This window comes from Falsihalocynthiibacter sp. BN13B15 (genome assembly GCF_041205415.1).
Taxonomy (GTDB): Bacteria; Pseudomonadota; Alphaproteobacteria; order Rhodobacterales; family Rhodobacteraceae; genus Falsihalocynthiibacter; species Falsihalocynthiibacter arcticus.
This window is the reverse complement of the sequence record NZ_JBGFCE010000012.1, coordinates 15907-28401: the sequence shown is the minus strand read 5'-3', so window position 1 is coordinate 28401 and position 12495 is coordinate 15907. Positions and strand designations below refer to the sequence as shown.

Sequence of the window (12495 nt, the reverse complement as noted above, 5' to 3'; positions counted from 1 at the left end):
TATCTTTTGCTTTCAAAAGCTTATTTTATTTTTTTCGATCATACCAAAAGAAACCGGACTGCAATGATCTTGGTTCCATCACAATAGATGGAGATTGATCATGAAACACGTAAATGGCTTTCCGAGCGCAGGTTTTGTCCGGCTGTCCCAAATTCTCGCACCTAACGGGCCAATCCCCGTGTCCAAATCTACATGGTGGCAGGGCGTCAAAGACGGTCGTTTTCCGCAATCGTACAAGCTAGGTCCTCGAACGACGGTGTGGAAAGTTGAGGACATCCGTGCGCTGTATGATTTTGAAATATGAACGCGCCGCGATTAAAGACCGATGTTCGCAGAAATCGCTTGGTGAGCTGGCGAAAGACGCAAAAGTGGCTAATTGAAATCGCCTCTTGGTCGCTGCCAGCAGCCCAACGAAACCTTGGCCCCAAAAAGATGCCATTTTCCAATTTTCGGTGCAGCTAAATGAGCCGCAACTACAAAAACGTCAGGCCGAAAAAACATCATGTTTATACGGTAATTGAGCTCATGGAATTATTCGGTATTTGCCGGAATACGGTATCAAATTTCGTCAAGGAGGGGCTGAAGCCATCAGATTCCGAAACCCCGCAAGTCTTTAATGGCAAAGAAGTTGGCCGGTTCATTTCCTCTCGACTATTAACTACCAGTTCAAAGCTTCGCGTAGGCCAATTTAAGTGTTTTTCTTGCAAAGGAAGAGTTTTCCCTGTCCCCAGCTCGGTATGTAAGCAAGATGAGACCCAGTCAGGAGTTGCCCTGTCAGGCACGTGCCCTGACTGCGAAAGGAAAGTTTATAAACGCCTAAATCAAGAAGACACCGCACGAATTTTGGCCTGCGCCGATACCAATACGACCTTGGCATCGTTAGACGAAGATAATGCAAAGGCCTTAGGTGGTATTGGGAATGACGGATCGCCTTTGTATTGCCAAAATGACCGCATCATCTCAGCATGGCTTCAGTACGCTGGCCGATATGATGCAAAGACCGTCAACGCACACCTTTCAGCAATACGAGACTTTGAGGCTTTCTTAGTGGGAAAGGAGTTTTCCCGTTTGACTATATCCGACGCGTCAGATTATCGCGAACATCTCAAGTCACAGGCACAGGATGGTCGATTGAGCGCTTCTACTGTTAGGCACCGTGCGTCACATGTCAAATCTTTCGGCAACTGGCTGTTGTCCCAAAAGGGTTGCAGTCGTTTGGACCGCACTCTGCCGAACTACTTCGAACTCCCTAAAAAATTCAAGGCAACTGTAAGTACAGATGAAGGCGAGGCAGTGCCGAGCTTAGAAGACGCGACGATAATGGTAGAGTCGATGCCGCATGGCTCGCGAAAAGAGCGCCGTGATCGTGCAATGCTTGCCATAGCATTTTTGGGGGCGTTGAGAGCTGACACCGTAACCTCTCTACGGATCAAGCACTTCTTACCTGAAACAGGAGAAATCGTCCAAGATGCCGGTGTTTCGAGGACCAAAAACGGGAAGAGCCTGCGAATTAAATTCTTTCCATTTCCTCCTATTTTTCTGCAAACCGGGGTAGAATGGAAGAATGAGTTGACTGGTCTTGGGTATCTTGAGGACGACGCGCTGTTTCCCGATCAAAGACACCTTGCTGCACCGGTTCGTCCATTTAACCTTGCGAGCATAACTGTGATGAAATCCATACATGCCGTTTCCAAATCGTTTAAGTTAGCCGGTGATTTTATTGATATGCGTTTATCGCCACATTTCGCGAAATACTGCGTTGGTCAACTAAGCTGGATGCATTGTAGAACGCTAGAGCAGCAGAAGGCTTGGTCACTAAATATGGGGCATGACGACCTAGCCGTGACGCAAAAGTACTATAGTAAAATTCCGGCACTTAGGATTTCTGAGATTTTCGATGCTTTTGGGCAGGCTGACGAAGCGAGTAGCGAGGATGCAGAACTCTTGCTGCTTTACCACGAACATGAGTTGACCAAGGGTTCCCCAGATTTCGAACGAGCCACGCGATTGCTGGAAGCACGTCGCAAAAAGAAGGAACTTCAGCAGCCACTTAGAGAAATGGCGTTAAAACAAAGACTGCTGAAACATAAATCTAATTCTGTAATCGAAGACTTTTGACTGACGCTGACCTGCGCCCCAAGTTCCCTCCAGCTTGCGCGGAGTTCTTGGCGTTAAATCTTTGACCTCACGTGGCCATCTTGTCCATCATCTTTCTCTGCAAGAATTCCATTGGAGTCATGGTTGCCAAAGCTGAGTGGGGCCTGCACTAGTTGTAATTCTCTTGCCATTTTTTCAGTGTTTTGCTGGCATCGCGCTATGTGCCAACCAATATCTCATTTATGCATTCGTCCCTCAGCTTGCCGTTGAAGCTTTCGATGCAGCCTGGTCTTGCCCAGCTTACGCACCGTCAATTCGCGTTGAAGGCGAGCGGTTCAGGTTTTGCGCGATTGAACGAAGCGATTGCTTGGTGACAAGCCCGCGAGAAATCTCTTCCCGTTAACTACGCCTATCACGGCACGATCCTTGACCAACCCGCGGATGATAGCTGCCAAGGTATTTTCAAATTGCGTTACGGTGGCAACAACAACGAAGAAATCACAACAGCTCGCTTTATGGGGTACGGGTTTCAAGACAATGTACGGATGCGTCATAGTCGGATCGTTGAATACGCCGTTTCGCAGGCTTATCGCAATTGGTCATTCTGAAAGCTAAGCGTTTATTGTGGTACGACTTTTTATCAGCGGACATCAATCTCAGACTACCCAAGGGCAGCTTTGTTCCGCGAACTGTGAATTCACCTTTCATCTGATTTTGCAGTTGCGGCGAAGGTCCGGTCTGATGGGCCGCACCGCAGCATAGCATAGATGTCGCGAACGGCAGCTAAGGGCCGTTCGTACGCGGCTCAATGTTTGAAAGGAATGACGTTCGATCCGCCGTTGACGAATGCCACAGCGCCTTCTTTACGAATAGTTGTTGCTGCTTCCTCAAGCGCAGCCTGATCGTCTTCGAATAAATCGTCCCAGACAATCGAAGTTCCGTCCTCTGTGACAACTTCCAGCGACCAGCCATCCCCGCCTTCGAATTTGTAAATGTCCACCTTAAAGGAGACGCCGTCTTCAATGATGCGTTGCGACGCACCCGAAATGATCAAGTTTGGTTCTCGTTCCATCAATACCCTCATGACTACTCAAGGCATAGTAGTGCGCCCCTTTGCAATTGCCAATGTCCGCAATGCGGAAGCTGCACTGCGGCGTTGGGCAATCAGGCGAACGGCGGCTTTGGGCCGTTCGCGTCGATCTACAATGTGGGCGGGAACCGGACTTTCGCTGCGCCCGCAAACTAAATTGGGCAACTTGAATAAAGCGGACACCCGGGGCTGCGACCCAGTTTTTTTCGATGTGCAAACGCAGCGAAGGTCGGCAGTGAGCCCTTTGTGGTTCGTCATTTCAGGGTTCTTTTCAACTTGAAAACATGACAAAGACAGCAAGACTGAGCATCGCCAACGTAACTGGGGCCCATAGTTTCCGCTCTGGCGCAGATGGGGTTATCAAGTTCATGATGACCGAGACGACGGTAATTCCCAATGTGAGCCAACCCAACCAGATAGGCCAGTTTGGCCAAGACCCTGCGGCCGAATGAATCGACAAACCCATAAAGATCATAAGTATGATTGAGAAACCCGCACCAACGCGGTTTCGCGTAGGGAGTTTTTTAGGGTGGTAGCCACCTTGGGTAAGCCTTCCCCAAGGTGCACCTGCAATAATGCAGACCTGAAATCCAACTATGCCTAGGCAAATAGCAAGATAGATTATGGCTGATATTTGGTTCAATGTTTCTCTTTCGAATTGGCTTAACAGCCGTGTGAACTCGATCATCTACTTGTGGCGCGAGGTTTGTGTCAACGGCAACTAAGTCCCGCATACCCGACCTCGGTTCATTTTGCAGCTAAAGTCCGAAAAGAGCCCTTCTCTATAGTTGCTGCATGAAACACCAAAGTCGGCTTTGATGGCCTGGCGCACCAAAATTTCTACAAAGACTTATCTGAATGTTCAGGTAAAAGAGGCCGAGGGTTATCGCGAGCTGAGTGTGAACAATCGCGTCGAGGTCGCCAGAAAATTGGCCGTCGTCTCCCTCCCCCAACTGAGGGGGTATGCAATATGCTGTTTTACAATTACTGTTCCCAACACCAACTTTCATGTGATTTAATTTTAAATTATAATACCTTTCAGGAGAGAAAAATGGATTTTCCCAGTATTTGAGGTTGATGGAACGTTTACATTTTGAAGCTGCCACTTCAAATTTTCATCCAAATCTATTGCGACGTTTTGGCGGAAGGTTAGCCTTGGCAGGAAATGACATGCCACGCGTTCAAGTCAAACAAGATGCATTTCTCTATTTCGATATGGCTCGACATCCTCAGGAACAATGGAATGTGGCGCGAAATTTATGGGCGCTCCACCGGGATGCCATGCTGCAATCCATCAGAGGAGGTAAAACTCCGGGCCGCGCTGTTTACGACTATATGCGCCGACACAATACTAACCCCCATTTACCTAACCAGCTCCCACAGGCGTTGGCCCGTGTAAGAGGTCCTGACGGCAACCCAACAAGTGCGTGGAAAGCCCCAACCTTGCAGCAATTCGCCCGCACCCAACGCGGCAACCAAGTCATGACAGATACTTTTGGCGCTGTGACAACCCTGATTGCGCTCGCGGTGACGGCCGATGATTGGACACAAGCCACTCCAGAAGAATGGGATAGCGCGCTCAATGCAGGTGCCGTCGCCCAATTGGCTGGTCAGGTCGTGAGCAATTTTCAGGATGGTCGTGCCGCTGCAGGCGCAATGAACATTGTGCGTTAGGGACGGGGTGAATCTATTGGATCAATCGACCTTTTTTAGCTGGAGCGTCAAGATCAGTTCCGACAACCGAAGGAACAAGACAGAGGGTGTCCGCAATCCTAATGGATTTTTTTGCGGCGGTGAGAACTTTCGGCGGAAGAGCGGTCATTGGCGCAAGCGCAACGAAATGGTGCTTTGTCCGCTTAGCAGAACTTAGAGCCTTAATAATGCTGCGACAACGCATCAATGTCCGCTTCGGTGGACTGCGCCGCAGCATTTGAGATTGTCGTGAAGGTCGGCTTCGGGCCGATAGAAACTCAAACTTGTTGCTACAATTGCAGTTGCACGCCACAATCGGCACCGCAGCTTGGAGAGCGAAATAAAGAATGCGATAACCGCAACGTAGGCAATCACATAAGGCACAACCGAGTGCCTCAAACAGACAATTAGTGAACGACCGCAGTAAAACCCAAGCCATTACGGCATCGGATTGCTGCACATTGAAAGGGCAGACGATGGCCAAAGGTAAAAACAGCAAAAAAGAGACCAAAAAACCCAAAAAAGAGAAGCAGAAAGTCTCTGCAACTGCGGGTTCCCAGAACGGGAAACCTGCAATATCAATCACAGGTAAAAAGTGACGTAAGGCGATAAAAATGGCGACCAAATCGCTGGAGTGGTAAAATCACAACGGAAGCGATGGTCGCCGAAAGACTATAGGAGTTGAATTGAAATGATGCGCGATGCACCAATGGCCGCAATGCGAAAGCTGCGCCGCAGCATCTGCGAGGCTGAGGGACGGAAGCGGACTCATTTTTCAAGTGCGGCATTGGAACTAAGTGCGGAAACCGGACTTTTGCTGCGGAATGCACGAAGGTCTGCTATGTGGATAAATGAACCTTTATGAGGCCTGCGCCAATTATTGCTTTCAGGAGATCGACAAAAACGGCCGATTCCCCCCAACCCCAATTTAATTCAATTGCTCTGGTCGACAGAGCTTAGCGTTTTGGACACCGCACTGAGGAGTTCTTGTCGGCTTACGGGTTTCATTAGGCGGATATCAGACGGCTTAAGCCCGTTGCCGTGCACCGTCGCCTCAGAGGCATAGCCTGACAAGAAGATACAGGGTAAATTGGGATCAATCAATCGAATGGCTTTAGCCAATGCAGGACCTTGAAGGCTCCCTGGCATCACGATGTCTGTCAAAAGAAGGTCAAACCGAAGGTCAGTATTGAAAATTTCTAAAGCTTCGTCGCCTGTGGCTGCGGTTGTGACTGAGTAACCCGCATTCGCCAAAATGCGTTTCAGAATGAGCAGAACTTCTTCTTCATCCTCTGCAAGGAGAATTTCAACTCGCTCGCTGGGAATATGAAACTGCTTGTGCGGCTCTCTTTTGGGGGGAACTAAAGCCTGAGTTGTAGCCTTAAAGTAAAGTTTGAATGTTGTCCCGACACCAACTTCTGAATAAATGCGGATAGCACCTCCGGATTGTTTTATAAAACCGTGTACCATCGAAAGCCCTAAGCCAGATCCACGGCCAACGCCTTTGTCGGTGAAGAAAGGCTCAAAAACATGTTCTAGCTTTTCGGCAGGGATGCCGTGGCCGGTATCGCTAATTGCCAACATGACATAACGACCCGGTTCAATATCCTCACCCCGCTCTAACATATATTCTTCGCCAATCCGCATGTTTGCGGTTTCGATTGTCACCTTGCCGCCTTCAGGCATCGCATCTCGGGCATTTAAGAGGATGTTGATAATCGAGGTCTCTATAGATGTTTCATCAACTTCAACATCCCATAGTCCGGCCTGCAACGACGTCTCGATGTTTATCGTTTTGGGCAAGACGCGGGCGCACCAGGACATCGTGTTTTGCACGTTGTGATTCAGATTAAGTCGCGTTGGCTTCAGATGTGCGCGGCGCGAAAAACTAAGCAGGTTTTTGGTCAGGCCCGCGCCACGGTTGGTCGCATCAATAGCTGTCTCGATGCGGGCTTTCCAATCGTCTTTGCGACCTGTTTCAAGGCACAACTCCAGATTTCCAAGGATGATGGCAAGTAGGTTGTTGAAATCATGCGCCACACCGCCGGTTAAAGTGCCAACGGCTTCGATCCGCTGCGACTGGCGCAGGCGCATTTCGGCCAGGCGCAGCTCGGTCACGTCAATACTTGTGCCGATATTTGCGAGTACTTTGCCGTTTCCATCAACAACGGGCTCTACTATTTCGGAGATATACCTAATCCCATGATCCGGATGCATAGCGCGGTATTCATAAACTTGGTCTTCACCGTCATTCAATCGAGCGATTGCGCTTACGATAATATGGAGATCATCCGCATGTATATGGCTAAGATCTGGGCTGTGCCCCGAAGTTTTGGTGATATATTCGTCCGGCATCAAACCAAAGTGTGCGGCGTATTGTTCTGAGCAGAACGTACAAGTTCCAGTTGATTTTTCGTAAGAAAAGAGGCCGATGCGCGCAATGCGGATTGCTGTTTTTAGCCGCGCTTCACTTTCAGCCACAATGGTGACCTGTTTGTTCTTTTCCTCGGTCTGTTCGTTCAGGGAAGTTTCAAGGGTCTTCTCTCTGTCACGCAGCGCTTGCATGCCTGTATCGCGTTGTTCTCGTAGGCGCCCAAGTAAAGTGCCCAGAAGCGTGAATAACACCGACCCAAGGGCAACTTGCAGCAAACTCCCTGTCAAAGTGGCAGGTCCAAATCCAACGAGGTATGAATTAAAGACAAAAAGGGACGCAATCAGTCCGGAAATCAACCCAGAACGTTGTCCGCCCATCGATCCAGCAATCACCACGCAGACTACGATGATGAGAAACGGAATAGGAATTGCCATTCCTGTGCGAAAGGAAACCTCGACCGCAAGCACGGCAAGAACTGTGGGCAAAACCCATGCCAACTTAATCATTTATGGCTCACTCGCAGCAAACTGGATCATCACAGCCATTATCTTAACCTCAACGTTGAACGTAACCGGAAGAATATTCTATGTTTGGAACGGCGTCTCGACAATTACGAGAGCTCGTTCGAGCAATCTGTAGCATTCCAGCTTGAATAGCAATTAGACGGTTTGGCGTCTAATTTTTCTGAAGGCTGTAGATGTCTAATCCAAGCCACTTAATTTACACCAAAACCCTTCGTAATACTGCGTGCGACTTTTTCAAGTTCTTGGCTCTGGTCACGAAAGCCAACGTTCAATCACTCCGCAGCATCTAAGAATATGGGCTCGTAGTGGTGCTTCGTCGCGCAAGGCGGCAAGGTCGGCATTGATGGGTGAGGCTTTGCCGTCATTTACTGCAACTGCAGAGGTTTACTTAGTGATCCTCCAACTATGAGATCAACAACTCCCTTTTTCAGCGCCCGTCGAATATAATCGTGACGAGGGGAAATTCCCACCATTGACAGTCCGGTTTTTTCCGAGTGCTTTTGCTCGATATAGGGCCGCGTCCGCTTGCTTCAACAAGTCAAGATATGAGGGGCCGAAGTGCCCAATTCGGGTTGCAATCCCAATGCTAACGGTAATGGAACGCAGTTGATTTGCATCATTGGCAATTTGATCGTGTATGCGTTGAGCAAATGAAAATGCTCCCTCGCTGTCGGTACCATTTAGCGTAAAAATGAACTCTTCGCCACCGAAGCGCGCTGCTGTTTCTGTTTCTCGGCAAGCCTTTGAAAGGCATAAACCCAAGGCTTGCAACACATTGTCGCCGTGGCTGTGACCGTAGGTGTCATTAATCCTTTTGAAGTCGTCTATATCAAGGATCAGAAGCGACAATGAATCACCACTTCGCTCGCAGGCGGCGAATTGGTGTTCAATTTCTAGATTGAAAGCCCGACGATTCATGAGGCTGGTTAGCTCATCTATTGTGGCCATTTCTGCAAGGCGGATCGATTGCTCCTCCAGCGTGCTTCTGGCTTGAACCAACTCGTGATATAGTTTGTCTCTGTTGACGGCCAAAAAGAACCCCCAGATGATTGTTCCATCCTTGCGGGTCTTAGCATTTGCAATCACTGGTAGACGAGCGCCGTCCTTGCTTAAGAATGTCAGTTGTATTTCAAGGCATTCGCCACTTTCGAGAAGCATCGGGTAAACATAGCTCTCGCAGAAAAGCCGAGAAGCAGGCGACATAATGGTGGTAGAAGCCTGGCCGACAACTTGCTCGACAGGCCATCCCAACTCATCGGTGATATACCGATTTGAAAAAATGATTCTGCGATGATTGTTTGAGACAATACACCCAAAAGGCAGATCATCCAGTTCGACACTTGTCAGGTCCGTCATCAGGTCGAAACTCTAAGAAATTCCGTCACATTCTGACCGACTTCTTTTGGGTGAGTCATGTGCAGGCAATGGCCTTCGGCCTCAATGACCTTCAGTGTCGCCTTGGGAATTTCCTTTTTAACGAACTCGCCGATTGAAGTTCCCGCGAGCGCATCAACACTACTTTGGAGGATAAGAACTGGGTGCATCGCTTCAGGTAGCAGGTGCCTTAGGTCCGAAAAGAACGTCGCCTTGGCAAACGTTTTGGCGATGACAGGGTCTGTTGAGCAAAAGCTGTCCGAAAGCTCTCCGACTAATTCCGACCCCTTGTCCGCACCCATAACTAGGGGAGCGAGGTAGTTCGCCCAACCGATGTAATTTTTGTCCATTAGGTCGATAAGCTCTTCCAAGTCGGCGCGATCAAATCCTCCAAAATAGTCAGGCGGGAGGTTCAAGAAACACGGTGACGGGCATACCATAACAAGGTTTTTGAAGTATTCCGGAGACTGTAGGGACGCAATCAATCCGATCATTGAGCTAACTGAATGACCGATGAGTGTCGCTTTTTTGAGATCCAAGGCATCACAGATATCTGTCACATCTTCGGCGTAGCCTTCCAAAGCGCTATATTTCTTTGCATTAAATGCCGATATATCTGATTTTCCGTTCCCCACATAGTCAAACAGAACTATTCGGAAATGTTTAGAGAGTTCCGGTGTTAGAAAACGCCACATAGTCTGGTCGCAACCGAAGCCATGCGCCATGAGAAGCGTGTGCTCTCCCGATCCAATCACAGTGACATTGTTGCGCAGTAATACGTCGCCTTTTGTCATTCCCAATTGCGGCACCCCGTTGATTTGATGTACAAGCCCAACCCCAGCGGATGTCAAAGTTTGAATAACAAACCACATTTAAACCAAAAGAAGCCTGCTATTACGCAGATCGTTAATATTAAAATAAAGTTAACAACTCCTAAACGAGCATCTCGCCGATAAACGTTTAGGACTCAGGCCTGCCATTCGTTTCGCAAGGTGCCAAGGTCAGCTTTGGGCCGTTCACGGCAACCATGGGCGAGAGTAATGTGGTCAATTTCTGCACCATGCACATTTTGACAATAAGGGCGGAGAGCCGACCTTCGCTGCAAGTGCGAAATCGAAAGGGCAGTGCGAAGAAAGCGGACGCTCAGGGCATCAGCCAGTTTTTTTCAGTTGTGCAAACGCAGGTAATGGCGGCTCCGAGCCCAAACTACCGGATACTGGAATATGCACCTAGGTCTGGTTACACCGTGATCATTCGTAGTCCGAGCAAATCGCGGGCTTGTCGCCATGTTGCGACCGGGCGCTCATACTTTTCACAAAGATCAATCGCTCGTTGGACAAGCGCAGCGTTGGATGGCGCGAGGCGCTCGCGGTCCAGCCGCACATTATCTTCAAGCCCAGTCCGTGTATGGCCTCCCTTGGAGATCGCCCATTCATTGATGGTCAACTGTGCCGGACCGATGCCTGCAGCGCACCATTGCGCGTCGGGTGCGAGGCGTTTGAGGGTTTTGATGTAAAAATCGAAAATTGGCTCATCAGCTGGCATGGAGTTCTGCACTCCCATGACGAACTGAACGTACAATGGCCCTCGAAGCCGCCCATCAGCCGCCATGCGGGTGGCCTGAACGATATGTCCAAGGTCAAATGCTTCTATTTCCGGCTTCACGTCGTGCAAGAGCATCTCGGACGCCAGCCAATCAACCAGATCGGGGCTGTTTTCATAGACCCGAGTGGGGAAGTTGTTTGACCCGACAGACAGGGACGCCATGTCGGGTGAAAGCGACAGCATCCCACCACGATCACGCCCCGCACCGGAACGCCCGCCAGTCGACAGTTGAACAATCATGCCTGGGCAATGACGCTCAAGCCCTTCTTTGAGCCGCGCAAATCGCTCTGGGTCAGACGTCGGTTTGCCCTCATCGTCACGCACATGGCAATGTGCGATTGTCGCCCCCGCCTCGAATGCTTGGTGTGTGCTTTCTATCTGTTCTTCGATCGAAATGGGCACAGCCGGATTGTTGTCTTTGTTGGGTAAGGACCCAGTGATAGCAACACAGATAATGCAAGGATTGGTCATATAAGCCTCTGATCTCTTAAACTCAGCACGCTGACGAAGAATGCTGTCTAGGTATAATTGGGTGGTCCAAGCCGTCAAAGTTGCTATTTGAGCGTCACGTAGGTTGTTGGATCAAGCTGCGAGCATCGAAACGCAACTTGCCTACCTGTCACATCGTGCAATGTTTGCTGAATCTCAGCCCCCATTGCCTCCAGGGCCTTTTGGGTTCGGCCTACGCGAGGCATGATGTGAATCTCGACGTTCATTGCGGGCTGATCTTTGATTGCAATAACCGGAAGTAACGCCAACTGACATGCGGAGTGGGGCACATCGAGATGCTGTGCAACGATTTCACGAAGTGGCTCAAGAATTTGCCTCAAAGCAGCCTTGTGTTCTCCGAGGATGTCCTCGTCCACGTAAATTTTAACATTGGGCATAAGACCTAGCTTTCTGCTGGGGACCAAAGTGCGGACGGATTGGCGCGGGTTACGGCCATGCCATCGGGATAGCTGACCAGCTCAAGCTGCATCCCCCATGGTGCGCGGAAGTAGACCCAACGCAACCCTGCTGAGGGGCCCTCGGTCATATGGGTGGGCGCGCCTTGTACGTCGACGCCATGTTCTTTGAGATATGCCACTGCCACGTCGATATCTTGGACAACAAATCCAAGATGGGCGGCACCCACATCGCTGTTGGCTGGCGGGGTTTGTGCCGCACCTTTCAGATCATATTCGAAGAGTTCAAACGCGGGTCCGTTTTTGCATTTCAACATGCGAAGGGTCTTAATAATGGCGCGGGGATGCACGCCCAGATGCACCGCCATCCAATCATCGTCAGCGACAAAAGGACCAATTTCAAAAACCACTTCGCAGCCAATCACATCCACGAAGAACCGCGTCGCTTCGTTAATATCGGGTACAGTGAATCCGACATGATCGCTGCCTGCCAGCCCCGGAAGACCGCCTGTCATCTTGTGCTCACAGCATCGCTGATCATGCTCATCAGGCGCAGTTTTTGCAGCTCAAACACCTTGTCCTTGACGTCTGCGAAGGCTTGAAGATGCGGCATCTCCATATGCTTGTCCCACTCGGCGCGACTGGTCCAGTTTTCGTAGAAGGTAAATTCGGCAGGGTCTTCGTCATCCTGATGCAACCAGTATTCAATGCACCCGGGCTCAGCGCGGGTGGGTTCGATAAGGCCGCTCAGAAAGGCCTTTGTCTCTTCGATTTGTCCGTCGAGGGCACGCAAATGTGCGACTACGGTGAGTTGTTCAGTCATGGTCGTTCCTC

Annotated in this window: 14 protein-coding genes; 5 read left to right on the top strand and 9 right to left on the bottom strand. The window is 49.8% G+C overall.

All coding sequences use genetic code 11. The features are described 5' to 3' along the window. Positions 1-100: 100 nt before the first annotated feature. Both AB9F26_RS17175 and AB9F26_RS17170 read left to right on the top strand, forming a co-directional pair. A complete protein-coding gene (locus AB9F26_RS17175; RefSeq protein WP_369768576.1) occupies positions 101-304 on the top strand; it encodes a helix-turn-helix transcriptional regulator in 204 nt (67 codons plus the stop codon). Between the two features lie 158 nt (positions 305-462). Beyond that, positions 463-2118 (top strand): tyrosine-type recombinase/integrase, encoded by a 1656-nt coding sequence (locus AB9F26_RS17170; protein WP_369768575.1) that lies wholly within the window; start codon positions 463-465, stop codon positions 2116-2118. Positions 2119-2397: 279 nt separating this feature from the next. Here AB9F26_RS17170 and AB9F26_RS17165 read toward each other — a convergent pair whose 3' ends face one another. Next, positions 2398-2487 (bottom strand): hypothetical protein, encoded by a 90-nt coding sequence (locus tag AB9F26_RS17165; protein WP_369768633.1) that lies wholly within the window; start codon positions 2485-2487, stop codon positions 2398-2400. Positions 2488-2902: 415 nt separating this feature from the next. Next, positions 2903-3169, bottom strand: coding sequence for a hypothetical protein (locus AB9F26_RS17160; RefSeq protein WP_369768574.1), 267 nt, complete (start codon positions 3167-3169; stop codon positions 2903-2905). A gap of 302 nt (positions 3170-3471) precedes the next feature. Here AB9F26_RS17160 and AB9F26_RS17155 point away from each other — a divergent pair, with 302 nt between their 5' ends. The 3 genes from AB9F26_RS17155 (at position 3472) to AB9F26_RS17145 (ending at position 5478) form a co-directional block, all read left to right on the top strand. Then, on the top strand, positions 3472-3639 hold the full coding sequence (locus AB9F26_RS17155; RefSeq protein WP_369756550.1) for a hypothetical protein: 168 nt from the start codon (positions 3472-3474) through the stop codon (positions 3637-3639). A gap of 718 nt (positions 3640-4357) precedes the next feature. Next, on the top strand, positions 4358-4861 hold the full coding sequence (locus AB9F26_RS17150; protein ID WP_369768573.1) for a hypothetical protein: 504 nt from the start codon (positions 4358-4360) through the stop codon (positions 4859-4861). Between the two features lie 494 nt (positions 4862-5355). Next, the gene (locus AB9F26_RS17145; protein ID WP_335585895.1) at positions 5356-5478 is read left to right on the top strand and encodes a hypothetical protein; all 123 of its coding nucleotides are present in this window, start codon (positions 5356-5358) and stop codon (positions 5476-5478) included. A gap of 334 nt (positions 5479-5812) precedes the next feature. On the opposite strand, the gene AB9F26_RS17140 is transcribed toward AB9F26_RS17145, so the two are convergent. The 7 genes from AB9F26_RS17140 to AB9F26_RS17110 form a co-directional block, all read right to left on the bottom strand. Then, positions 5813-7759, bottom strand: a complete 1947-nt coding sequence (locus AB9F26_RS17140; protein ID WP_369768572.1) for an ATP-binding protein — start codon at positions 7757-7759, stop codon at positions 5813-5815. Between the two features lie 429 nt (positions 7760-8188). Next, positions 8189-9133 (bottom strand): GGDEF domain-containing protein, encoded by a 945-nt coding sequence (locus AB9F26_RS17135; RefSeq protein ID WP_369768571.1) that lies wholly within the window; start codon positions 9131-9133, stop codon positions 8189-8191. Further along, the gene (locus tag AB9F26_RS17130; RefSeq protein WP_369768570.1) at positions 9133-10023 is read right to left on the bottom strand and encodes an alpha/beta fold hydrolase; all 891 of its coding nucleotides are present in this window, start codon (positions 10021-10023) and stop codon (positions 9133-9135) included. Before AB9F26_RS17130 ends, AB9F26_RS17135 begins: the two co-directional genes overlap by 1 nt. A 367-nt stretch (positions 10024-10390) precedes the next feature. Then, a complete protein-coding gene (locus AB9F26_RS17125) occupies positions 10391-11227 on the bottom strand; it encodes a 3-keto-5-aminohexanoate cleavage protein (RefSeq protein WP_369768569.1) in 837 nt (278 codons plus the stop codon). An 83-nt stretch (positions 11228-11310) separates the two neighbouring features. Next, positions 11311-11643 carry a hypothetical protein gene (locus tag AB9F26_RS17120; protein ID WP_369768568.1) on the bottom strand — a complete coding sequence of 111 codons (333 nt, stop codon included), beginning with the start codon at positions 11641-11643 and terminating at the stop codon, positions 11311-11313. A 5-nt stretch (positions 11644-11648) separates the two neighbouring features. Next, complete coding sequence (locus AB9F26_RS17115) at positions 11649-12176, bottom strand: VOC family protein (protein WP_369768567.1); 528 nt, start codon at positions 12174-12176, stop codon at positions 11649-11651. Then, positions 12173-12484: a putative quinol monooxygenase gene (locus AB9F26_RS17110; RefSeq protein WP_369768566.1), complete on the bottom strand. Its 312-nt coding sequence runs from the start codon at positions 12482-12484 to the stop codon at positions 12173-12175. The genes AB9F26_RS17115 and AB9F26_RS17110 overlap by 4 nt, the downstream gene beginning before the upstream one ends. Between the last annotated feature and the right edge of the window lie 11 nt (positions 12485-12495).

Excerpts from the sequence above, each read along its gene's own strand:
- AB9F26_RS17175 (WP_369768576.1), top strand. The coding sequence starts at position 101 with ATGAAACACGTAAATGGCTTTCCGAGCGCAGGTTTTGTCCGGCTGTCC.
- AB9F26_RS17170 (WP_369768575.1), top strand. The coding sequence starts at position 463 with ATGAGCCGCAACTACAAAAACGTCAGGCCGAAAAAACATCATGTTTAT.
- AB9F26_RS17160 (WP_369768574.1), bottom strand. The coding sequence starts at position 3,169 with ATGGAACGAGAACCAAACTTGATCATTTCGGGTGCGTCGCAACGCATC.
- AB9F26_RS17155 (WP_369756550.1), top strand. The coding sequence starts at position 3,472 with ATGACAAAGACAGCAAGACTGAGCATCGCCAACGTAACTGGGGCCCAT.
- AB9F26_RS17150 (WP_369768573.1), top strand. The coding sequence starts at position 4,358 with ATGCCACGCGTTCAAGTCAAACAAGATGCATTTCTCTATTTCGATATG.
- AB9F26_RS17145 (WP_335585895.1), top strand. The coding sequence starts at position 5,356 with ATGGCCAAAGGTAAAAACAGCAAAAAAGAGACCAAAAAACCCAAAAAA.
- AB9F26_RS17140 (WP_369768572.1), bottom strand. The coding sequence starts at position 7,759 with ATGATTAAGTTGGCATGGGTTTTGCCCACAGTTCTTGCCGTGCTTGCG.
- AB9F26_RS17135 (WP_369768571.1), bottom strand. The coding sequence starts at position 9,133 with ATGACGGACCTGACAAGTGTCGAACTGGATGATCTGCCTTTTGGGTGT.
- AB9F26_RS17130 (WP_369768570.1), bottom strand. The coding sequence starts at position 10,023 with ATGTGGTTTGTTATTCAAACTTTGACATCCGCTGGGGTTGGGCTTGTA.
- AB9F26_RS17125 (WP_369768569.1), bottom strand. The coding sequence starts at position 11,227 with ATGACCAATCCTTGCATTATCTGTGTTGCTATCACTGGGTCCTTACCC.
- AB9F26_RS17120 (WP_369768568.1), bottom strand. The coding sequence starts at position 11,643 with ATGCCCAATGTTAAAATTTACGTGGACGAGGACATCCTCGGAGAACAC.
- AB9F26_RS17115 (WP_369768567.1), bottom strand. The coding sequence starts at position 12,176 with ATGACAGGCGGTCTTCCGGGGCTGGCAGGCAGCGATCATGTCGGATTC.
- AB9F26_RS17110 (WP_369768566.1), bottom strand. The coding sequence starts at position 12,484 with ATGACTGAACAACTCACCGTAGTCGCACATTTGCGTGCCCTCGACGGA.